This window comes from Sphingobacterium sp. UBA7625 (assembly GCF_002484085.1).
GTDB lineage: Bacteria > Bacteroidota > Bacteroidia > Sphingobacteriales > Sphingobacteriaceae > Sphingobacterium > Sphingobacterium athyrii.
On sequence record NZ_DLJD01000009.1, the window covers coordinates 27,873 to 50,692 of the forward strand.

Annotated in this window: 23 protein-coding genes; 11 read left to right on the top strand and 12 right to left on the bottom strand. The window is 39.6% G+C overall.

Annotated elements, in window-relative coordinates; all coding sequences use genetic code 11:
• Window positions 1–83 precede the first annotated feature (83 nt).
• The gene (locus B4G94_RS03720; protein WP_286857230.1) at window positions 84–920 is read left to right on the top strand and encodes a hypothetical protein; all 837 of its coding nucleotides are present in this window, start codon (window positions 84–86) and stop codon (window positions 918–920) included.
• Window positions 921–1,012: 92 nt separating this feature from the next.
• Here B4G94_RS03720 and B4G94_RS03725 read toward each other — a convergent pair whose 3' ends face one another.
• The 5 genes from B4G94_RS03725 to B4G94_RS03745 all read right to left on the bottom strand — a co-directional run bounded on the left by B4G94_RS03725 (window position 1,013) and on the right by B4G94_RS03745 (window position 6,170).
• Window positions 1,013–2,308: a DUF3472 domain-containing protein gene (locus B4G94_RS03725; protein ID WP_286857232.1), complete on the bottom strand. Its 1,296-nt coding sequence runs from the start codon at window positions 2,306–2,308 to the stop codon at window positions 1,013–1,015.
• A gap of 262 nt (window positions 2,309–2,570) precedes the next feature.
• On the bottom strand, window positions 2,571–2,795 hold the full coding sequence (locus B4G94_RS03730) for a hypothetical protein (protein WP_286857233.1): 225 nt from the start codon (window positions 2,793–2,795) through the stop codon (window positions 2,571–2,573).
• Window positions 2,796–2,984: 189 nt separating this feature from the next.
• On the bottom strand, window positions 2,985–3,998 hold the full coding sequence (argC, locus tag B4G94_RS03735) for an N-acetyl-gamma-glutamyl-phosphate reductase (protein ID WP_286857234.1): 1,014 nt from the start codon (window positions 3,996–3,998) through the stop codon (window positions 2,985–2,987).
• 86 nt (window positions 3,999–4,084) lie between these two features.
• Window positions 4,085–5,269, bottom strand: a complete 1,185-nt coding sequence (gene argG / locus B4G94_RS03740; protein ID WP_286857235.1) for an argininosuccinate synthase — start codon at window positions 5,267–5,269, stop codon at window positions 4,085–4,087.
• A 184-nt stretch (window positions 5,270–5,453) separates the two neighbouring features.
• On the bottom strand, window positions 5,454–6,170 hold the full coding sequence (locus tag B4G94_RS03745) for a GNAT family N-acetyltransferase (RefSeq protein ID WP_286857237.1): 717 nt from the start codon (window positions 6,168–6,170) through the stop codon (window positions 5,454–5,456).
• 574 nt (window positions 6,171–6,744) lie between these two features.
• Between B4G94_RS03745 and B4G94_RS03750 the strand changes: the two genes are divergently transcribed.
• Window positions 6,745–7,008: a hypothetical protein gene (locus B4G94_RS03750; RefSeq protein ID WP_108636160.1), complete on the top strand. Its 264-nt coding sequence runs from the start codon at window positions 6,745–6,747 to the stop codon at window positions 7,006–7,008.
• A gap of 45 nt (window positions 7,009–7,053) precedes the next feature.
• Here B4G94_RS03750 and B4G94_RS03755 read toward each other — a convergent pair whose 3' ends face one another.
• Window positions 7,054–9,144 carry a S9 family peptidase gene (locus B4G94_RS03755; protein ID WP_286857238.1) on the bottom strand — a complete coding sequence of 697 codons (2,091 nt, stop codon included), beginning with the start codon at window positions 9,142–9,144 and terminating at the stop codon, window positions 7,054–7,056.
• A 301-nt stretch (window positions 9,145–9,445) separates the two neighbouring features.
• Between B4G94_RS03755 and B4G94_RS03760 the strand changes: the two genes are divergently transcribed.
• From B4G94_RS03760 to B4G94_RS03785, 6 genes are all read left to right on the top strand, one after another.
• Window positions 9,446–11,071, top strand: a complete 1,626-nt coding sequence (locus B4G94_RS03760; protein ID WP_286857239.1) for a S8 family peptidase — start codon at window positions 9,446–9,448, stop codon at window positions 11,069–11,071.
• Between the two features lie 83 nt (window positions 11,072–11,154).
• Window positions 11,155–11,346, top strand: a complete 192-nt coding sequence (locus tag B4G94_RS03765; RefSeq protein ID WP_146191123.1) for a hypothetical protein — start codon at window positions 11,155–11,157, stop codon at window positions 11,344–11,346.
• A gap of 219 nt (window positions 11,347–11,565) precedes the next feature.
• The gene (gene nth / locus B4G94_RS03770) at window positions 11,566–12,243 is read left to right on the top strand and encodes an endonuclease III (protein ID WP_286857240.1); all 678 of its coding nucleotides are present in this window, start codon (window positions 11,566–11,568) and stop codon (window positions 12,241–12,243) included.
• Between the two features lie 67 nt (window positions 12,244–12,310).
• Window positions 12,311–13,336, top strand: coding sequence for a recombinase RecA (recA, locus tag B4G94_RS03775; RefSeq protein WP_108636164.1), 1,026 nt, complete (start codon window positions 12,311–12,313; stop codon window positions 13,334–13,336).
• A gap of 201 nt (window positions 13,337–13,537) precedes the next feature.
• The gene (locus tag B4G94_RS03780; RefSeq protein WP_286857242.1) at window positions 13,538–14,305 is read left to right on the top strand and encodes an endonuclease/exonuclease/phosphatase family protein; all 768 of its coding nucleotides are present in this window, start codon (window positions 13,538–13,540) and stop codon (window positions 14,303–14,305) included.
• 5 nt (window positions 14,306–14,310) lie between these two features.
• Window positions 14,311–15,492 (top strand): metallophosphoesterase family protein, encoded by a 1,182-nt coding sequence (locus B4G94_RS03785; protein WP_286857243.1) that lies wholly within the window; start codon window positions 14,311–14,313, stop codon window positions 15,490–15,492.
• A gap of 107 nt (window positions 15,493–15,599) precedes the next feature.
• Here the strand turns inward: B4G94_RS03785 and pruA are convergent, their stop codons facing one another.
• The 6 genes from pruA to B4G94_RS03815 form a co-directional block, all read right to left on the bottom strand.
• A complete protein-coding gene (pruA, locus tag B4G94_RS03790; RefSeq protein ID WP_286857245.1) occupies window positions 15,600–17,237 on the bottom strand; it encodes an L-glutamate gamma-semialdehyde dehydrogenase in 1,638 nt (545 codons plus the stop codon).
• Between the two features lie 186 nt (window positions 17,238–17,423).
• Window positions 17,424–17,609: a peptide-methionine (S)-S-oxide reductase gene (locus tag B4G94_RS03795; protein ID WP_245935908.1), complete on the bottom strand. Its 186-nt coding sequence runs from the start codon at window positions 17,607–17,609 to the stop codon at window positions 17,424–17,426.
• A 97-nt stretch (window positions 17,610–17,706) separates the two neighbouring features.
• Window positions 17,707–18,315, bottom strand: a complete 609-nt coding sequence (locus tag B4G94_RS03800; protein WP_120261702.1) for a superoxide dismutase — start codon at window positions 18,313–18,315, stop codon at window positions 17,707–17,709.
• 101 nt (window positions 18,316–18,416) lie between these two features.
• On the bottom strand, window positions 18,417–18,884 hold the full coding sequence (locus B4G94_RS03805; protein WP_286857246.1) for a nucleoside deaminase: 468 nt from the start codon (window positions 18,882–18,884) through the stop codon (window positions 18,417–18,419).
• Window positions 18,885–18,893: 9 nt separating this feature from the next.
• Entirely contained in the window at window positions 18,894–19,235 is a 342-nt protein-coding gene (locus tag B4G94_RS03810) for a tRNA-binding protein (protein WP_286857247.1), read from the bottom strand.
• A complete protein-coding gene (locus B4G94_RS03815; RefSeq protein WP_286857248.1) occupies window positions 19,232–19,441 on the bottom strand; it encodes a hypothetical protein in 210 nt (69 codons plus the stop codon). The genes B4G94_RS03810 and B4G94_RS03815 overlap by 4 nt, the downstream gene beginning before the upstream one ends.
• 88 nt (window positions 19,442–19,529) lie before the next feature.
• Between B4G94_RS03815 and B4G94_RS03820 the strand changes: the two genes are divergently transcribed.
• The 3 genes from B4G94_RS03820 to B4G94_RS03830 all read left to right on the top strand — a co-directional run.
• Window positions 19,530–20,138 carry a porin family protein gene (locus B4G94_RS03820; protein ID WP_286857249.1) on the top strand — a complete coding sequence of 203 codons (609 nt, stop codon included), beginning with the start codon at window positions 19,530–19,532 and terminating at the stop codon, window positions 20,136–20,138.
• A 171-nt stretch (window positions 20,139–20,309) separates the two neighbouring features.
• Window positions 20,310–21,080, top strand: a complete 771-nt coding sequence (locus B4G94_RS03825; protein WP_108636173.1) for a succinate dehydrogenase cytochrome b subunit — start codon at window positions 20,310–20,312, stop codon at window positions 21,078–21,080.
• 58 nt (window positions 21,081–21,138) lie between these two features.
• On the top strand, window positions 21,139–22,820 hold a 1,682-nt coding region (locus tag B4G94_RS03830; RefSeq protein ID WP_286857251.1), incomplete at its 3' end, for a fumarate reductase/succinate dehydrogenase flavoprotein subunit.

Below are 22,820 nucleotides of genomic sequence, written 5' to 3' on the forward strand. Positions count from 1 at the left end.
GTTGTTTTAGCATTATTACAAACAAAATACGCTTAGCTATTGTTATTTAAGATGCTGAACAATAAAATTTAAATAAAAAAATTATGAAGTACTACAGAATTACAGCCATTCCCGCTGCATTAGTATTGTTAATGGGAGCCGTCGGATGTAATAACTCATCCAATAAGGGTGCTGACCATACTGATTCCATGGGTGACACCGATACGACTACTGCACAGAAAATGGATTCCATTTCAGTTAATCCAATTGCAGATTCAAAACAATTTCCCGGAGCAAATCTCGAAATCGCTTCTATAACTGCAGAAAAAGTAGGTGCAGACTCTGCAAAAGTCACCGTGAAATACACGGTTAAAAACTTCAAGCTGACAGAAATGACAGAAGATGCGCATGCTGCTCACATGGCCAACTCGCATGATGGACAACATATTCACTTTATTCTGGATAATAAGCCCTATACAGCATTATATAAACCTGAACACTCCGTTACTTTGGCTTTAAATTCGGAGCACTATTTACTTTCATTTTTGTCACGGTCTTACCACGAATCCATTAAAACAAGTGAAGCTTCAAAATTGACTAAATTCAAGATAGATGCCACAGGAAAATTGACACAGGAGCCAACCCCCAAAGAACCATCTCTATTTTACTCCCGTCCAAAAGGGGAATACAAAGGCGATGAAACAAAAAATTTACTCCTGGATTTCTATCTAGTCAACACCAGTATTGCCCCAGACGGAAATAAGGTTACCGCAGATATCAATGGACAGACATTTACTTTGGATAAATGGGGCCCTTACGAAATCAAAGGTTTGCCAATGGGAAATAATAAGATAAAATTAACGTTGGTCGATAAAGAAGGCAATGCGATTACGGGAGATAATATATCTATAGAACGAGATATTAAACTCTCTGCGCAATAAATAGGTCATAACATACCGAAAAGAGTCGCACTTCAATGCGACTCTTTCGTTTTTTATGCTACATATCCTGCTTTCAGGGACAGATTTAGCCATTAAGGCAATTTATCAAAATCAATTTTTGGGGCTGTGTTTTTATTGACAACCTCAAACTTACTTCCAGGTTTGACAATTTCATTAAAGAAACCGCCATTTCTAAGAAAATAGCCATTTTTAGTTGTACCGCCGATGGCATCAATACGCTGATTGGCGCGATAGGTATTATCAACACTGAATGAAGCAGATTGGACAGGGCGCCATTGGCCGTCATAAACCCATTGGTTTTTAAATTCTACCTGTCTTTCTAAATATCCCTGATTCGGGCTAAAATTCTCCAGAAAACTATGAAATCTCTTTAAATAAGTATTTGTTTGCGGACGTTTGAAACTGGCGATTACATTCCATGCGTTTTCCTCAGGTACTAAAAACCAGGCGGTATAGTCTGTATTTCCTTTTCCATCCGGGGTACCTTTCAACAAGAATTTATAGGTTTCATCCGCTTTCCAGAAATATTTCCGGTAACTCTGTCCACCAGACCCTTCATTGCCAAATTCGCCCGTTTGCACGTCTTTTCCTTTCTTCAACAAATGGATTTTTTGCTCGTCCGGAATACTTTTCGGATCATCTGTATGAAAGGGGCTCCAAACTGAAAAAAGAATACGGCGTTCCGTCTCCGAATTCACCTGTATACCAAAATAGCCTTCGCCAAAACCGTTGGCCATAAAATATGAACCGATTTTATCTTCTCCTTTGGGGACGGTTACCTCATTGTAATAATAGCTGACATTTCCTTCACTAGGTACCGTATAATTTAAATGACAGGAAGGACCACGACGCGACCAATAGTAATAATCAGGATCATTTGAATAGATAAGGCCTTCAGATGCTGCTTCTCCACTGACAATTAATTCCGTTACGTCGGCAAAGTTACTCCCCGACTTACTTAATCCTTTTAAGTTGACCTGTATATAGCCCGGGACTTTGACATCAATTGACAAGGCTGCTGTTTCGGATAACTCAGTTTCTTTTATATCTAAGGAGCTCCTTTTTCCCAAGGCAGAAATCTCTATTTTGGAGGTATTTCCAGCATCAACTTTTGCTTTGAGCTTTAATTCAAGATTTCCGGTTTTCTCAGTTCTGAAATACACCGATGCGATGCTCTGATCGCTTGACCATTTCACCAGTCCATTGCGTCCCGAAATTTCTGCACCGCCATTTTGTCCGGTAGTAATGAAAGCATTGCCCGCAAGTGGAACAGAATAGGATTTTATAGAAGTCTGCGCATTACCACCTAATGAAAGGCAAGATAAGGCACCTACGAAGAGGAGCCTGATAAAGAGTTTTCTTTTCATTTTTTATTTTTATTATATCTTTTGTCTGTTACCTTAGCCATTTATGTCGCCTCAGCTGAGGTTTTATAGGCGCCAAGTTAGCTCATATCTATTACGCTGATATGAACGCTCGTTTAAATCGGTCTTTGGAAATAGTATTACTTTAATGAAGATAAGGGTTAGATTGACAGAAAAAGAAAGGAAATGTATATCAATCGATTGTGTAAAAAAGCAGCGATAATCAACCCGCTATTCAACCTATTAAAAAGATTTATGAAAGATATTAGCGTAGCTCCGTTTGAATCTCAAATAAAATAAAAAACCATTCGCCCAGCTCATCTGAAGTTCCGGCTGCATTTGGAATGGTCTTGAAGCTGATTACACCCAAAATAACAACACTAATAAATTTCAGATACCGCATCATACGACTTGCATTGGCATATTGCCGAAACGCATTTTCTTTCGTTATCTTAACCGGATAGTTGAAAAGATGTGGAAATCTATTCACGATGGTCATGCCTATTACGCCAGCATTAGCTTCATACAAATGGCGTCGGGCATAAAAAAAGTGAAGCGGTTGCCCGCTTCACTTTTCCACACAGCGTTAATAACTATGTTGATAACTGTATTTTATCAAGATTTACTGTTTCGATTATTCACAGTCTGTTAATACAGCTGTTGAATAAGCTCTAAACAATTAAAAACAAACACTTTTCAAATTTAATCCCATACGCTCATTCAATCCGAACATGAGGTTCATATTTTGTACGGCTTGACCAGATGCTCCTTTCAACAAATTATCGGTAGCATTTAAGATCAGTAACTTATTCCCATGTTTCTCCAAGTGGATAATACTTTTATTGGTATTTACCACTTGTTTGAGGTCAATATTGCTCCGGCTAACGTGCGTAAATGGATGTGTGGCATAATAGCCTTCGTACAATTCGTAAGCTTGCTCCTCCGTCAAATCGGAATCAACATAAATCGCTGAGAAAATTCCCCGAGTAAAGTCACCACGCTGTGGTACGAAATTTATTCTTTCTGCCGCACGTGCTAATAATGAATCATCAGACGCTGGCAAAAATCCATTTTGCAATTGATCCAATGACTCCGAAATTTCCTGTAGGTGTTGATGCTCGAAAGACTTGTATGCAGAAAGATTGTTGTTACGCCAAGAGAAATGTGTGGTCGCCCCGGGCTTCTGTCCGGCACCGGTAGATCCCGTTGTCGCATTAACGTGAATCTGATCTGGCAACAAGCCCTTACTTGCCAACGGCAATAATGCCAATTGAATGTTTGTTGCAAAGCAACCCGGATTAGCAATATACTGCGCAGATTTGATCGCTTCCTTGTTTAGCTCCGGAAGTCCATAAACAAATTGCTGTCCTTGATAAGCGGTATTTGCCCGAAGACGATAATCTTGCGAAAGATCAATAATCTTTACAGATGCCGCAACTGGATTCGCATCCAAAAATTTGCGTGCATCGCCATGCCCAACACATAAGAACAATACATCAATATCGGAATGAAAATCAGAAGAGAAGGTCAGCTCAGTATCTCCGAATAAATCATTGTGTACTTCATATAATTTGTTTCCAGCGTTGGAAGCACTATTGGCGAATATAATCTCCACCTCAGGATGGTAGATCAAAACGCGCAATAATTCGCCACCTGTATACCCTGCCGAACCAACGATTCCTACTTTTATCATTTTTTAGTATTTAGATGTGAGATATGAGTCTTTGGCGGTTCAGGTCAAAGACTTACCAACTATCTCCCTTTTTTAATTTTGACTTTTTACTTATTGTTTACTTTATGCCAGATTATAGTTTGGTTTCCAAAAATTTTGGAGAAGCCTTTCACATCATCACCAGTATAACCTTTATTCATCTCCCCGTAACTACCGAATTTATTGGACATTAAATCATGCTCCGACTCAATACCAATCACAACAAAACGATAAGGGTGGAATTCAACGATCACACGGCCCGTTACAGTGTCCTGTGAAGACTGTAAGAATGCTTCAATATCGCGCATGACAGGATCGTGCATTTGTCCTTCGTGCATATAATTTCCGTAGAAAGCAGCGATTTGATCTTTCCAGGATAATTGCCATTTGGTCAAAGTATGTTTTTCCAGGGTGTGGTGTGCCTTAATCAAAATGACTGAAGCGGCTGCTTCAAAGCCTACACGACCTTTGATACCGATAATTGTATCACCTACGTGAATATCGCGACCGATGCCATAAGGTTGAGCAATCGCCTGCAATTCCTGAATGACTTTAACAGATGACATGTTCTCACCGTTTAAAGCAACTGGCTCGCCCTTTTCAAAATCTATTGTGATTTGTTGGGGTTCTGAAGATGTCACTGGCGTAGGCCAAGCTGATTCGGGTAGATATTGGTTGGATGTCAATGTTTCCGCCCCACCTACAGACGTACCCCAAAGGCCTTTATTGATCGAATATTTAGCTTTTTCGGCAGAATATTCAACACCATGTTTATTCAAGTATTCTATTTCCGCTTCGCGGGATAACTGCAGATCACGGATAGGTGTGATAATTTCAACCCCTGGGATCAAGGTCTGGAAAATCATGTCAAAACGTACCTGATCATTTCCGGCCCCTGTAGAACCATGTGCAACACATTCAGCACCGATTTTCTTTGCATAGTTTGCAATGGCAGTGGCCTGACATACGCGTTCAGCGGACACTGACAGCGGGTAAGTCGCATTTTTCAGCACATTACCAAAGATCAAGTATTTAATAGTTTCGCGGTAATAGTCTGCTGTTTCGTCAATCGCCGTATGTGATTTTACGCCTAATGCATATGCACGTGCTTCAATCGTCTTCAATTCTTCATCCGAAAAACCACCTGTATTTACGACTACGGAATGAACCTCCAAACCTAAATCTTGCGTAAGATAAATACAACAAAACGAAGTATCTAATCCTCCGCTAAATGCTAAAACTACTTTTTTCATTGAGATAAATTGTTTTTTATTGCAGTGAAACTATTATCAACCAATCCGGTTCTATTTGAGCCTTAGGCTGACCGTTTCATCGCTGTTCATTATTTATTTTCAATGGCTGCTACGCCAGTTGACATGCTATGTATGATTTTTGCGGAGAAAGATGGGTGACACCCGGTTTCTCCTGTTAAAGTTATTAAAATCCTTTTGCAACTTTATTATGCTTTGGCAAATTGACCGCAATGAATTTATTGGCCGATTTCCAGAACTTTGCCTGAATACGTTTTAACAAGGATTGTTTTTGTGTGATTCGCTCCAAACGCTCCTTTGCTTCATGTTTACGCTGGATCTTTTCTTTCAGCTCACGTTCTTTTTCCTCCGGATCCCAGAGCATGGCCGTACACATACAATTCTTACGGTCTTTGCTCATTAAAATTTCATAATTCACACAACTCTGACAGCCTTTCCAAAATTCATCATCGTTCGTCAATTCTGAATAAGGTACGGGTTCATATCCAAGTTCTGAATTAATTTTCATGACGGCAAAACCTGTGGTCAAACCAAATATCTTTGCTTTGGGATATTTTTCACGGGACAGATCAAATACCCTTTTCTTAATGGCTTTTGCCAAACCTACCTTTCGAAATTCGGGATTGACTATAAGTCCAGAATTTGCAACGTAATCGCCATGGCCCCAAGTTTCAATATAACAAAAGCCTGCCCATCGACCGTCCCTATGTAAAGCAATCACTGCTTTACCTTCATTCATTTTGTTGGCAACATACTCTGGTTTACGACGTGCAATACCAGTACCACGAGCCTTTGCAGACTCGAACATTTCGTTGCAAATAACCTCTGCATAATGTGCATGCTCAGGTTTAGCCGGAATAATTAAAAAATCTGATATAGTCATTGACTTACGACCCTAATAATAAAACAACAACTACTGTCGTGTTTTGTTACTGAATAAATTAAAATAATGGATTCAAAACCATCGGACAATCATGGCCTTGTTTGGAAGATTCACTACCTCAAATCAAGCCCGAGGTAGTATGGGTCGTCGGAAGCGTAAAACAGGTATTTCTACGAAAATGAAAGCACAAAACACCTTCCTCATAAACTTCTCAAAAGTTTGAGTATAAGAATAGTCGTTCTTTTTGCTCTGTTTCATTTTATTTCTCTGTCAATTTGTTTCTGACGTTGCAAATGTATAAAAATATTTTTTTCTTTTCCACAATATTATCATGGATTTTTTGCAAAAATCAAAAAATTACAATCAGGCATCAAAACAGGCCTGTACCCTTCATTTTCAAGCAATTAATTATTAACAACCCCAGTCTATCCCTTAGCTTCAGACGATATTAATTTGACAATAAAATCGATAAAGGTTTAAGGCTTTATCAATTGATAAGGGGAGTTTTTTCCACGGGTTCGTTATTTTTGGACAAAAACGATACTTTTGTATACATCATTTAGAGGAAAATAGCATGTCACCGAGTTTAATTTTCTATATTATTTTTGCTGTACCTTATATCGTCTTTATGTATTGGCTTGTCAAACAGGACAAACGTAAATATGCCTGGGGACTCGCAATCATTACTGTGGTTGCTATACTTGCCATCTATGTGTCGCAAAAAGCGAGCAAAGTTGCGATGGACAACTATCAACAACATCAGATCGATTCCAGAGAAATCGAACGTGAAGAACGTTTACAAAAACAGCAGGACAGCATCAATCATGCTCAACAATAAAAAAGCGGCAATGCCGCTTTTTTATTGTTGTCGTACTCTATCAGTTTAGTGGTCGATCCCTTCCAGTTTAAACAAAAAAGCATATTCTAGCGCGATCTCCTTCAAATAGTCAAATCTTCCCGAAGCGCCGCCATGTCCATAATCCATATCTGTCTTCAAGAACAGAACAGACTTACCCGTTTTGACTGTCCGTAATTTTGCCACCCATTTGGCGGGCTCAAAATATTGAACTTGGCTATCATGTAGTCCAGTGGTAACCAACATATTTGGATATTCTTTCGGTTCAATATTCTCATAGGGCGAATAACTTTTCATATAAAAATAAGCATCCGACTCATTGGGATTGCCCCATTCATCATACTCATTCGTCGTTAATGGTATTGTCTCATCCAACATGGTATTCACAACATCCACAAAAGGGACTTGAGCTATGATACCATGATATTGCGCTGCAGCAATATTCGCAACAACACCCATCAATAATCCACCTGCGCTTCCTCCTTGTGCATAAAGGTGGTTTGGAGAAGTGTAGCCCTGTTCAATAAGATGCCTTCCACAATCCACAAAATCATTAAAAGTATTCATTTTACGCATCATTTTCCCATCCTCATACCACTGACGTCCCATTTCTTCGCCACCACGGATATGTGCCAGTGCATAAATAAATCCACGGTCCAATAAACTCAAGCGATTGCTGGAAAAACTAGGATCCATCGATGCACCATAGGAACCATAAGCATACTGTAATAACGGCGCTGTGCCATCTAATTTGGTCCCTTCCTTATAAACTAGAGAAATAGGCACTTTTACACCATCCCTCGCGGGGGCATAGATACGCTCAGTCTTATAAGCTGCCCGGTCATAGCCGCCCAGAACTTCCTGCTGCTTTAGCAATACTTTGCTCCGATCCCGCATGTTATATTCGTAGACGGAACTTGGCGTCACCAAAGAGGTATATCCATAACGCAGACTTTCCGTATTGTATTCGACATTTATCCCCGGATATACCGTATAGGCTACCTCTCCAAAATCCAAATAATGCTGTTCCAGACTGCTCAAATTATAGATCGCCAACTGGGTCAATCCATCTTTTCGTTCGGCTATTGCCAAAAAAGACTTAAACTCTTCAATGTCACTCACCAGCACATCTGGACGATGTGCCAAGAAAGTAGTCCAATGTTCGCGCCCCGTTTTGTCTAACGGACATTGCATCACCCGGAAGTTAATAGCGTCATCATTGGTCAGTATCAAAAAACGATCTTCCAAAGGGACTATGGTATAAAGCACATCCTTCAGGCGTGGTTGAAAGACCTTAAAATCATTATTGGGAAGATCGGCATCCAACAACCATATCTCGGAGGATAGGGTACTTTCGGAACTGATGATAATGTATTTACCATTTTTTGATTTACCGACCGCGATGTAATTTGTATTATCTCTTTCTTCATAAACACATACATCTGCTGAAACGTCCGTGCCCAGTGAATGCCGCATAATTTTTTCACTCAGTAGTGTCACTGGATTCTTCGCTGTATAAAACAATGTCTGGTTATCATTCCCCCAGATTGCAGTACCTTCGGTATTAACAATCCGATCAGGGTAAATCTCACCTGTCTCCAGATTCTTAATGTATATGGTATATTCCCTTCTGGAAACTGTATCCACACTAAAAGCCAGCAAACGATTGTCCGGACTAATTGAAAACCCCTTCGCAGTGTAATAAGCATATCCTTCCGCTAGGTTGTCAATATCCAATAATAATTCTTCATCGGCATCCAAACATCCCTTCTTGCGGCAAAACTTAAAATATTGATACCCCTCCTCAGTTCTACTGTAATAATAATAACCGTTCTTAAAGTAAGGTACGGACTCGTCTTTTTCCTTGATCCGGGATTTCATTTCCAGAAATAAGTCTTCCTGAAAAGATTCCGTATCTTTTAGCATTGCAGTGGTATAGGCGTTTTCTTCGTTCAGATAATTGATCACTGCCTCCGATCTGGGCCCCTTTTTAAAATAGTCAATCATCCAGTAATAGTTATCCACGACGGTATCACCATGAATCTGTCTTTTATATGGATGTGTTGCAGCTATCGGCGCTGAAACTTCCGGCCATTGTACATTATTGTTATGTTGCATAAACGCTATAAATTCGCTAAATATCGTCTTTCTAATTAAAAAAACCGCTTATTATATTTTCGTTCCTCATAATCGCACGATCTCCCAAAGGGACTCAATTTAACGCATTTATTTAAACATATCAAAACGATATTTTAAATACGTCCGACTGGTTTTAGGCCGTCCTATGATTTTTCAGATTTCGCAATACACATCTTTGCGGTCTATCCCGTTAAGGGCACGAAAAGTCACTTTTAATAAAAATTAACAATTCATCAGAGGCATTAATACTATCTTTGCTACAATGCTAGGAGAAAATTTCATGAATTTAAAGAAATCATTATATCTGATTGCCTTGGGTGTGTTGCCGGTAATCTCGTTTGCTCAAAGTGAATCTGTACCTCCAAATTGGTACAACCTGGATTACCAAACGGATGGTGTCATGGGAATTAGTACGGAGAAAGCCTATAAAACTTTATTAAAGGGAAAAAAATCAACACCTATCATTGTTGGGGTTTTGGACGGTGGCGTGGATGTCTTTCACGAGGATCTGAAGGATGTCGTTTGGATCAACCCAAAGGACAGTCTTACCAATGGGAAAGATAATGATCGTAATGGCTATATCAATGACAAGTACGGCTGGAACTTTATTGGCAATGCCGATGGGAAGGATGTTCAATTTGACAACCTGGAACTTACGAGGCAATTAAGGATTTTAGATAAAAAATTTGCGGGTGTCACCCCTACGACAGAACTGAATGAAGCCGACAGGAAAGCTTTTTTGGTCTATCAAAAGATGGTCGTTAAGTACAAGAACAAGCTAGAAGAAGCCAAAATGGGGCAGTTTTCCTATGATGCCCTTAAACGCAACCTAGACGCCGTGGTCCGTGAAATAGGTAAAAAACCAGCAGAAATTACCTTGACCGATCTAGAGAATTTCAACCCAAAATCGAATAATCAACGTATCGCACTTAGTTATGCGAAAGATGAGATTCAAACCAACGGTTTTGTCAAGTTTTTTGATGATATCACGGAGGGTGCAAAATATTTCAACAATCAGGTGGAATACCATTTGAACAAGGAATACGATTCCCGTCCCATTGTTGGCGACAATTACGAGGATGCCTCCGAACGTTATTACGGAAATGCCGATGTGAAGGGGCCTGATGCACTTCATGGCAGCCATGTGGCCGGTATTATTGGCGCCAGTCGCAACAACAACATTGGCATCAATGGCGTTGCAGACAATGTCAAAATTTTAGCTGTACGTTTGGTTCCGGACGGTGATGAACGCGATAAAGATGTCGCAAATGCAATCCGTTATGCAGTAGACAACGGTGCAAAAGTGCTCAATATGAGTTTCGGAAAAAGCTATGCACACAACAAGCAGACCGTGGATGAGGCCGTTAAATATGCCGAGTCCAAGGATGTCTTATTGGTACATGCAGCAGGGAATGACAGTGAGGATAATGACGTGGAACCAAATTTTCCGATGAAATACTACACCGATGCAAAGGGAGATACAACCGGTATCGCAAACAACTGGATCACCGTGGGTGCAACGGGCTTATATCCGGACAACGCGCTTTTAGCCGATTTTTCCAATTATGGCAAAAATTCAGTTGATGTATTTGCTCCCGGTGTGCAGATCAATTCCACTATTCCAGATTCGCAGTATAAAGAAGAACAAGGAACAAGTATGGCTGCTCCTGTAGTCGCCGGACTGGCAGCTATGATACGCTCCTACTATCCGAATCTCTCAGCTGTGGAAACCAAGCAGGTCATTTTGGAATCTGTGGAAAAACCGGTGGGAATGGTTCAGGTCAAGGTAGGTGAAGATGCAACAAGAATGGTCAAATTAGCAGATATCTCTGTCACTGGAGGAATCGTTAATGCATATAATGCGATTCTTAAGGCTGAAGAATTTAGTAGTAAAAAGAAAAAATAAATATTATTCTCGTTTTTTGTATACCAAAATCATCTTTTGTCCGTTTAATTAATTAACTTACAGGGACAAAACTCAAGATGCTTATGGTAGAAAACTTTACCCAATCAGAAAACGAAGTTCAAAATTTGCTAACCCAAAACGAGAAGGTAATGACTGACGAGGATATAGAAAATGAATTGAAACTTCAATTACCCAAAATGTTGCTTAATCCAAGCAAAAAATGTATTGCGAATATCATGGAATATTCCAAACAAATGGAAAAAAGAAAGGCCTAATCCAGAGATTAGGCCTTATTTATTGAAATAATATCAGTTTATCTCATTCCTATTATCTAAGCAGATAAGTACCACACCGTATTCCTAAAATACCCGATAGACTTTAGTGCGCATGCCTATTATCGCAATCCATTTGTATTCCTAATTAATCCGCTCGATGAGCCGTGTGTAAGCGTTAAGTTTTCTTTTTTGATAGAAATTTTGGCTAGTTTTGGAGTGATGTTAAAACAAGAACGATACAAAGCTTTTGTGGAATATTTTTCCAAAAATAATCCGGATGCGCAGACAGAACTCAACTATAGTAATCCGTATGAATTGCTTGTCGCTGTTATTCTATCGGCCCAATGTACCGACAAGAGAATTAATCAGATCACGCCGAAGCTATTCGAACGTTACCCCGATGCACATACTTTAGCCGCTTCAAGCGTCGATGAAGTATTTACTTATATCCGCTCGGTAAGCTATCCAAATAACAAAGCCAAGCATCTTGTCGGAATGGCACAAATGCTTATTGAAAAATTTAACAATATCGTGCCTGAGCAGATTGAGGATTTGGTCAAGTTGCCCGGGGTAGGTAGAAAAACCGCCAATGTCATTTCGTCTGTTGTCTATCATAATCCTGCAATGGCAGTCGATACGCATGTATTCCGTGTGGCTAATCGGCTTGGCTTAACCTACCGTGCAACAACTCCATTGGCGGTAGAGAAACAATTAGTCAAAAATCTCCCGAAAGAGACCATTGCTGTTGCGCACCATTGGTTGATCTTGCATGGACGATATATTTGTCTGGCCCGAAAACCACTTTGCGAAAAATGCCCGATTACTTATATGTGTAAATACTTTGAGAAAACCCATCACATAAAAAGTGCTCCAAGCGCGATAGAAATAAAAAACTAATTTTTTTAGTGGAAATATTTGGTTTATTCTTTTTTATTTTTAATTTTGATAAATATATACTAAAAATATGAGCAACACAGATAAATTAAAAGCGTTACAGCTGACGTTAGATAAATTGGAAAAGAGCTTTGGAAAAGGTTCGATTATGAAATTAGGAGATACAGCTGTTGAGCCTATCGAGGCGATTTCTACAGGGTCCTTAGGATTGGATATCGCTTTGGGAATTGGCGGTGTTCCAAAAGGACGTATCATTGAAATATATGGACCTGAATCTTCGGGTAAAACGACATTAGCGACGCACATTGTTGCTGAAGCACAGAAAAAAGGCGGTATTGCAGCAATTATTGATGCTGAACACGCTTTTGACAAATATTACGCACAAAAGCTTGGTGTTGATGTTGAGAACTTATTAATTTCTCAACCTGATAATGGTGAGCAGGGGTTAGAAATTGCAGACAATTTAATCCGTTCAGGTGCCATCGACGTCATTGTTATTGACTCTGTAGCCGCATTAGTACCTAAAGGTGAGATTGAAGGTGAAATGGGTGATTCAAAAATGGGCCTTCAAGCCCGTTTAATGTCTCAAGCTTTACGTAAGTTGACGGGAACAATTTCCAAAACCAACTGTTGCTGTATTTTCATCAACCAATTGCGTGAAAAAATTGGTGTGATGTTCGGTAACCCTGAAACAACAACAGGTGGTAACGCATTGAAGTTCTATGCTTCTGTACGTTTGGATATCCGTCGTACATCGCAGATTAAAGATTCTGACGAGGTATCCGGTAACCGTGTTAAAGTTAAAATTGTAAAAAATAAAGTCGCACCTCCTTTCCGTATTGCGGAGTTTGATATCATCTTCGGGGAGGGTATCTCAAAAGTCGGTGAAATCATTGACTTAGGTGTTGAATATGGTATCATCAAAAAAGCGGGCTCTTGGTTTAGCTACGGTGAAACCAAATTAGGACAAGGTAGAGATGCCGTAAAAGCCCTATTGTTTGACAATCCAGATCTAATGGACGAACTTGAGGCAAAAATCCGTACGGAAGTAACAGGAGAAGATCCTATGCTTCATGTAGAGGAAAATGAAGACTAGCTGCTGTAAAAATTAGTATAATGTAGGTGGCCATCTTTAGGGATGGCTATTTTTTTATCCGCTCCCCTCACATAGTCACGATTAAGTTTAAATGATTATTTTGTTACATGTCCAAACTTTTGAGTTTGTACTGTAAGATTTTAGTATTTTTAGCACAGCGAACATAAATCGCTGACTTCATTCTAAACTTAATTTTGAAAAATGAATCATAAGCTCATTGTATTTATATTGGTCCTTTTCGGATCAATATTTCATCTCAGTGCACAAAAAATCCGTGTGCTTTCCTTTAATATTCATCATGGAAATCCCCCCTCAGAAAAGGAATCTGTTGTCAATCTCGATACCATCGCTCAAATTATTAAAAACAGTAATGCGGACCTAGTCGGTTTGCAAGAAATTGACGTCAATCTGGCGCGATCCTACAATGAGGATCAAGCGAAAAAATTGGCTGAACTAACGGGAATGCACTACATTTTCTCAAAAGGAATAGATCTCGAGAAAGGTGAATATGGTACTGCGATATTGTCAAAACATCCGATAGAACATGTAGAAAAGCATTTTCTTCCTTCTCCGGTCGAAAGTGAACAACGAAGCTTATCCATTGTTGAAGTGCGTATCAACAAAAAGAAAATCCTATTTGCAAACACGCACCTGGATCTAAAAGACAAGAACAAGATCGCACAGGCAAAGTTCATTACATCTCGTTTTAAAAATGAAAAACGACCTATTATCCTGGTCGGCGATTTAAACTCCGAACCCACTGATCCTGCAATTAAAGAGCTCGGCACCTTATTCACAAAAACAACGAGCCAAAATGGTTTTACTTTTCCGCAAGATAAGCCAAGTACCGAAATAGACTATATTATGGTCAACAGCGCCTCACATCCCAAGTTCGCCAACCACCGCGTTCTAGAAGAAAAATATGCGAGTGACCATCGACCATTATATGTTGAAATCGACATTAAATAACCCCTATGAATTTTAATAGAAGAAGATTTTTAGAAGCGCTAGCACTCGCGGGAATTACACTACCCAACATTAGCGTCGCTAAAGAAAAAGCAACAGAAAATCCGGAAGGAGATTTTAATTTTATAGTGCCTGCTTATTTACAGAATCAGACGGCAACCGGCATCAGCATTTTTACGATTCTGAGTAAACCCGCCTTGGCCTGGCTGGAAATCCTTGACAGTGCCGGTAATGTACAGCAAACGATCCACCAATCCGAAGATGGTATGATCAATGCAAATACAGATTTCTTTCGCTTCACTATCGATGAAGCTCCCCGATCTTTCCGCTATCGTATCCGGGCAAAGGAAATCCAAAAATTTGATCCGTATAAGATTGTCTATGCGCAAGAAATCCGAACACCAATCTTTGAGGCTAAACTAGCAAAAAACGATCAAGAGCAAATCCGTTGCCTGGTCTACAACGATGTTCATGAAGAAAAAAGTAGCTATCGTGATCTTGTACCAAATCAAGATAGCTCAATCTATGATTTCTTTGTCCTGAATGGAGACTCCTTTCACTATGTGAGCAATCAGGAAGATATTACGGAAAAATTATTGAAACCCATCGAATTCTTCGCCATGGAGAAACCTTTTATTATGAACCGTGGCAACCATGAAACGAGGGGTTCTTTCGCCCGTCATTTCAAACGGTACTTTGGTTATCCCAATAATAAATACTATCAAGCTTTTAAAAGAGGTCCTATTTTCTGGATCATGCTGGACAGTGGTGAAGATAAACCTGATAACCATGAAGTATATGCCGGTACCGTAGATTACGACAATTACAGGAAAGAGCAGGCAAAGTGGCTCGAAACTGTCTTACAGTCCAAGGAAAGAAGATCCGCACAACATACCGTGGTTATCAGCCATATTCCTATATTCCATTCAGACGATTGGCATGGCACATTACATAATCGGGAATGCTTCCATCCTTTATTTCAGAAATACAAAATAGATGCGATGGTCTCAGGGCATACACATCAATACGGATACTACCCCGCAGATAAAGATCATAATTATCCAGTATTTATCGGTGGTGGGCCAAAAGCCGGCAAAAGAACAATTATTGATATTTCGGGATCTGCGAAATCATTAGCCATCCGGATGACGCGTGACGATGGAACCGAACTGGGGCAGTTTAAAAAATAAGAAGGCAGTCCATTACTGGACTGCCTTCTTTGGATATACCCGTTCTGATTGGCATCAGCTTTATACAAAACCTTACCCATTCGTAGCGGATAATCTTTTAGGAATTTTTATTCGCCTTTTTCTAAGAAAGGATATCTATAATCCGTATCCGGATTGAATGTTTCTTTGATTGTACGCGGAGATACCCAACGCAACAGGTTGATCATAGATCCAGCTTTGTCGTTTGTACCTGAACCTCTCGCACCGCCAAATGGCTGTTGCCCTACCACAGCACCGGTACACTTATCATTCACATAGAAGTTACCGGCAGCATGTCTTAATTTATCCGTAGCTAAATTAATGGCATAGCGGTCTTGTGCGATAATAGAACCGGTCAATGCATAGATCGAGGTTTTATCAACGATATCTAATGTTTCCTCGAACTTAGCGTCCTCATAAACGTATACGGTCAATACCGGCCCAAACAATTCTTCAACCATTGTTTCATAATCTGGCTTTGAAGCTTCAATGATCGTTGGATGAATGAAGTAGCCTTTGGACTTATCATAAGTACCGCCAACCACGATCTCTGCCTCAGTAGACTCTTTCGCACGATCGATGTATTTCGCTAATTTATCAAATGACTTCTCATCGATAACGGCATTGATAAAATTTGTAAAATCTTCTGTTCCACCAATTGTAAATGACTTCACGTCGTTAGCCATTGACTCTTTTAATGCTGGCCACAATGATTTAGGAATATATGCACGTGATGCTGCTGAACATTTCTGACCTTGATATTCAAATGCGCCACGAACCAAAGCTGTATTTGCTGCTTTTAGATCTGCTGAAGGGTGCACAACGATAAAGTCTTTACCACCTGTCTCACCGACAATACGTGGATAAGTTTTGTAACGGTGAATATTGTCACCGATTGTTTTCCAGATATCCTGGAATACACCTGTTGAACCAGTAAAGTGGATACCGGCGAAATCAGGATGTTGGAAAATCACATCACCGGCATCTGGTCCTGATACGTATACTAAATTGATGACACCATCAGGAAGCCCCGCTTCACGGAAGATTTTCATCAACACGTTTGCTGAGTAGATCTGCGTATTGGATGGTTTCCATACAACAACATTTCCCATCATGGCAACACATGATGGCAAGTTACCGGCGATAGCTGTAAAATTGAATGGAGTCAATGCAAACACGAAGCCTTCAAGCGGACGTTGTTCCACACGGTTCCATACACCTTTGCCAGATACAGGAGGCTGTTGCTTATAGATTTCACTCATGTATTGCACATTGAAACGCAAGAAATCTATGATCTCACAGGCAGAGTCAATTTCTGCTTGATATGGGTTCTTCGATTGCCCCAACATTGTTGCCGCATTTAACTCATAACGGTATTTCCCTGAAATCAATTCAGCTGCTTTCAAGAATACTGCCGCACGGTCTTCCCATGCTAGATTTTCCCAATCCTTTTTAGCCGCCAAAGCAGCATTGATTGCATCTGTTACATGAGATTTCTCACCTTGATTGTATTGACCTAAGATATGTTGGTGGTCATGTGGAGGAGCTATTGTTACTTTTTTAGAAGTAGTCACTTCTTTACCGCCAATATACATTGGGATATCAATTTGTTTCGAACGTGCCTCATCAATTGCTGCTTTCAACAACTTACGTTCTTTCGTTCCAACAGCGTAAGTATACACCGGTTCATTTGCAGGAACAGGAACTGTAAAAAATCCTTTAGACATATTACAATTATTTATTATTCAACTTTTTAGCACCATACTAAATGGCGCCAACAGAAGTAAAATTACCTTAAATTTTATGAATACCCAAAGTTACTCTCCTCCTTTGAGCACCTTGGAAAAGATACGTTTAAATTTTTCCAATTTCGGTTTAATGACTAATTGCAATAAGGTTCCTTCCCATTTAACCTATAATAATCTTGATGACAGTCTTCTGCGGGGTAAAATTATACTTGCGGGAACGACTTCCATTACAATGGGTTCTTGGTAAACTTGCTCCTTAGTCAGCGTCCCAATATAAAACTGTACTTTATGCAGTTGCTTCTTACTATGGACAAATATAGCCGAACGATATTGTGTCCGGCAACAAATCACAAAAACTCATGCCGTCTTAACCCTGTATCCCTTAAAGTAAAGAAGCGACAATAATAATCTTATTGTCGCTTCTTCTTGTACCTATCTAAATGATCAATTATTTTGCTGCAGCATAATTCTGTGCTACGGCATCCCAATTGATAACATTAAAAATTTCTTCCAAATAAGCCGGACGTTTATTTTGGAATTTCAAGTAATACGCGTGTTCCCAAACGTCAATACCTAAAACTGGTGTTCCTTTTACCTCTGCGACATCCATCAATGGATTGTCTTGATTCGGAGTCGAAGTCACCGCCAATTTGCCATCAGCACCAACGATCAACCATGCCCAACCTGATCCAAAACGTGTAGCACCAGCAGCCTGAAGTTGTTTTTTCAATTCGTCAAATGAACCGAAAGTAGCATTGATCGCTTCTGCCAATTCACCTGTAGGAGCTCCGCCAGCATTTGGACCTAAAACTTTCCAAAACAAAGAGTGGTTGAAATGACCACCACCATTGTTGCGAACAGCTGCTGAATATTTGCTCACATTCTTGATGATATCTAATAAAGATAAGTTCTCTGCATCTGTTCCTGCGATTGCTTTATTTAAGTTGTCCACGTATGCCTGATGGTGTCTGTCATGGTGGATTTCCATTGTAGTCTTGTCAATATGTGGTTCTAATGCGTCGGCTGCGTATGGTAACGCTTCTAATTCAAATGCCATATCTATTTTAATTTAAATGTTTATTACTTCGTTTTTATATACAAATATAACACAATATAGCCTGTTATGTTTTTATGTATTACAATAAATTCGATATTTTGTTAGCGTTTTTGACGAAAAAATGATTTTACCAAATCGGCACATTCTTCCTGCAAAACACCTTGGGTAACGACGGTCTTCGGATGTAAAATCTTATCATGAAAATGGGAATAACCACGCTTTTCATCCTTCGCACCGTAGACAATTTTACTGATATGTGTCCAATATGCCGCCCCGGCACACATGATACATGGTTCTATGGTCACATATAATGTACAATCGTCCAGATATTTTCCACCAAGATAATTTGCTGCTGCTGTAAAAGCCTGCATTTCGGCATGAGCTGTGACATCATTCAAGCGTTGTGTAAGATTATGTCCTTTACCAATAATGCGTCCCTTATGCACGATAACTGCACCAATAGGAACCTCCCCTTCTTCAAAAGCTCTTTTTGCTTCATTTAATGCCATCCGCATAAATGATTCATCGCTATCCATTAACTGTGTTCCTTCAAAATCTATAAATGTCATGCCACAAACTTAGCTAAGTTTCGATCCATTTGGTAATTTCCTGTCCACAGAAGTCAAAATAATATCTCCACGCTCATCAGCAAATCCTGTCACCAAACATTCGGAGAAAAAATTGGCAATCTGTTTCTTTGGGAAATTCACGACTGCAACAATCTGCTTTCCGATCAATTCTTCCTTCTTATAATGTACTGTTATCTGGGCGCTACTTTGTAATATTCCGATTTCGTTTCCAAAATCAATTTTCAGCTGATAAGCTGGTTTTTTTGCTTTCGGAAAATCCTTTGCATCCAAAATGGTCCCGACCCGTAAATCTACTTTTTCAAAATCTGTCCAGCTGATGCTGTCACTCATAACCTATTGCTATTAATGTCCTGAATTTCCTTACCAATTGTGAATATAATATAAGAGGGTTTGCGTTTTAAACGCGAAGAGAGTTTATGAATCAATTTATCCTCTTCACCTGCTTGAAAAGCTAAATCTTCGTCGCTTAAATGATTGTACTTGCGACGGAGTTTTTCTTTGGCAACTTGCCATTGTTCTTCGTTAATTTTCAGCATAACTATGATTTAGGTACAAAATTTGTATATCTTTATCAAACTTGTGAAAGTTTGTTTAAAGATACAATATATACATAAATAAAAGATTATGAAAAAGATTTTACCAGCATTACTCTTGATTTGTGGTAGCGTAGCAACGGCACAGGCCCAGCTTTTGCCTGGATTTGAGGTCGGTTTAAAAGGAGGATTGAACTTCTCCAAGCTTAAAAGCGACGGCAAATATTTCAATTCAGACAATAAAGCGGGTTATCAGGCAGGTCTTTATGGACGTGTTGGTGTCTTGGGATTCCACATTCAACCTGAAGTTTATATAACAGGTAAAAACACAACAGTAAAAGGTCAAGGGGAAGACGGTTCTTCTACGACTACCGATGTTAAATTTACAACGGTCGATGTTCCTGTATTATTGGGTAAACGTTTTGGTTTAGGTCCAATTGGAGCGAGAATCCAGACTGGTCCGATATTTTCATTCAAAGTTGACGATAATCAACCTAAGGTGATTGACCAATTGAACCCAAGTAACTACAAAAAAAGCGGTACTTCTTGGGCATTTGGTGTAGGTGCTGATATCTCAAGCCTACGTGTAGATGTACGTTACGAAATGGGTTTGAATAAAGTTAACAATGAAAGCCAGGCAAATCCAAAAATCAATATGTGGAGTATTGGTTTAGGCTATAGATTATTCAGTATTCTGTAGTTTATAAACCACTGTTCATATTATATCAAAAAGTCCGTTTTTATCCAAAACGGACTTTTTATTTTAAGAAAATTTAGAACCGTTCTAAATTATTCCTTTTTCTTGTCAAAATGGTATCATATTTAATAGCAAATAGTAGATTTGCCTAATTAAAATTAAATTACAAGCATAATGAGTAAATCAAAGCCAGTTTTCAGTTCTTCGATTGGGAAGAAGCTAATCATGAGCTTAACAGGAATTTTCCTATGTTTATTCCTAGTTGTTCACTTGGTTGGTAACTTGCAATTATTTAAAGATGATGCGGGTCTAGCGTTCAACAAATACGCTTATTTCATGACTCACTTTACACCAATCAAAGTTGTTTCTTACTTATTGTACGCTTCGGTAATTGTTCACGTCATCTACGCCATTACGCTGTCGATGAAAAACAAATCCGCTCGTCCTATTGGCTACGCCAAATACGATGGCCAAGCAAACAGTAAATGGAATTCACGCAACATGGGTATCTTAGGTACTGTCATTTTAGTATTTTTAGCTACACACATGTCTAATTTTTGGTGGAAGTTTCACAATGATCAGGTACCTTACATCGAATACCGTACTGATTTGGCAACTGGACAGACAACAGCTAGAGAACTTCAAGCTTCTGAATTCCACGACTACCAAGAAACGGTAGAAAACAATGTTCAAATCTTAAAAGCAAGAGATTTGTACAAACAAGTTGACTTTGCCTTCAAAAATGTGGCTTTAGTTGCTTTGTACGTTATTGCTATGGCGGCTTTGGCATTCCACTTAATTCATGGTTTCCAATCTGCATTCCAAACTTTAGGTTTTAACCACAGAAGATATATTGGAATTATCAGAGCAATCGGAGTTTGGGTATTTGGGGTATTAATTCCAATTGGCTTTGCAATAATGCCATTGTTTTTCTTCTTTAAATAATTCAGAATCTTTTAAGATAAGACCTTAGGCCTTATCGTTCAATATAAAATTAAGAGATATGTTAGATTCAAAAGTACCAGCGGGCCCATTAGCCCAAAAGTGGTCAAATCATAAATTTAATCTTAAGTTGGTTAACCCTGCTAACAAACGTAAATTTACCGTTATCGTTGTTGGTACAGGTCTTGCTGGTGCATCTGCAGCAGCATCTTTAGCTGAATTAGGATACAACGTAATTACCTTCTGTTACCAAGATTCACCTCGTCGTGCGCACTCAATTGCAGCGCAAGGTGGTATTAATGCGGCAAAGAGCTACCAAAATGATGGTGACTCCGTGTTCCGTTTATTCTATGATACAATCAAAGGTGGTGACTACCGTTCACGTGAAGCAAACGTTTACCGTTTGGCCGAAGTATCTGTAAACATCATCGACCAATGTGTCGCGCAAGGTGTTCCTTTTGCACGTGAATATGGTGGTTTATTGGACAACCGTTCTTTCGGTGGAGCTCAGGTAAGCCGTACCTTCTATGCCCGTGGTCAAACTGGACAACAATTGTTGTTAGGTGCGTATTCGGCGTTGAACCGTCAAATCAAAAAAGGAAAAGTGAAATCATATACACGTCACGAGATGCTGGATCTGGTTATGATCGATGGTCATGCCAAAGGTATCGTCACACGTGACTTGGTATCAGGTAAAGTTGAAACACATGCAGCACATGCGGTATTAATGTGTACTGGTGGTTACGGTAACGTATTCTTCTTGTCTACAAACGCAATGGGATGTAACGTTACAGCAGCTTGGAGAGCACACAAACGTGGCGCTTACTTCGCTAACCCTTGTTATACACAGATTCACCCTACTTGTATTCCTGTAACTGGAGATCACCAGTCTAAATTGACGCTGATGTCCGAGTCTTTACGTAACGACGGCCGTGTATGGGTTCCTAAGACGCAAGAAATGGCTGAAAGATTACGCAAAGGTGAAATCAAAGCCAACGACATCAAAGAGGATGACAGAGATTACTTCTTGGAACGTAAATATCCTTCATTTGGTAACTTAGTACCTCGTGACGTAGCATCACGTAATGCGAAGGAAGCCGTTGATGATGGTCGTGGTGTTGGTAAAACTGGTTTCGCAGTATTCTTGGATTTCAAAGAAGCGATCGGCCGTCTAGGCGAAGATGCTGTACGTGCTAAATACGGCAACTTATTTGACATGTACTATCAAATCACTGACGAAAACCCTTACAAACAACCAATGCGTATCTACCCTGCTGTGCACTACACAATGGGTGGTGTATGGGTAGACTACAACTTGATGACGACAATCCCAGGTTTGTACGCATTAGGGGAATGTAACTTCTCAGACCACGGTGCAAACCGCTTAGGTGCTTCGGCATTGATGCAAGGTCTTGCTGATGGTTATTTCGTTATTCCTTACACTGTCGGTGATTACCTAGCTAAACTAGGTTCTTTCGCACCAGTAGATCACAGCCATCCTGCTTTCGAAGCTACACGTAAAGAGGTTGAAGAGAAAATCAATAAATTGCTATCCCTAAACGGTACGCAAACTGTTGATGATATCCACAAAAAATTAGGTCACATCATGTGGGAATACTGTGGAATGGCACGTACTGCTGAAGGATTACAAAAAGCACAAGGTTTGATCCAGGAGTTGAAAAAAGAATTCTGGACCAACGTTAAAGTTCTTGGAGAGAACGAAGAATTAAATCTTTCTTTAGA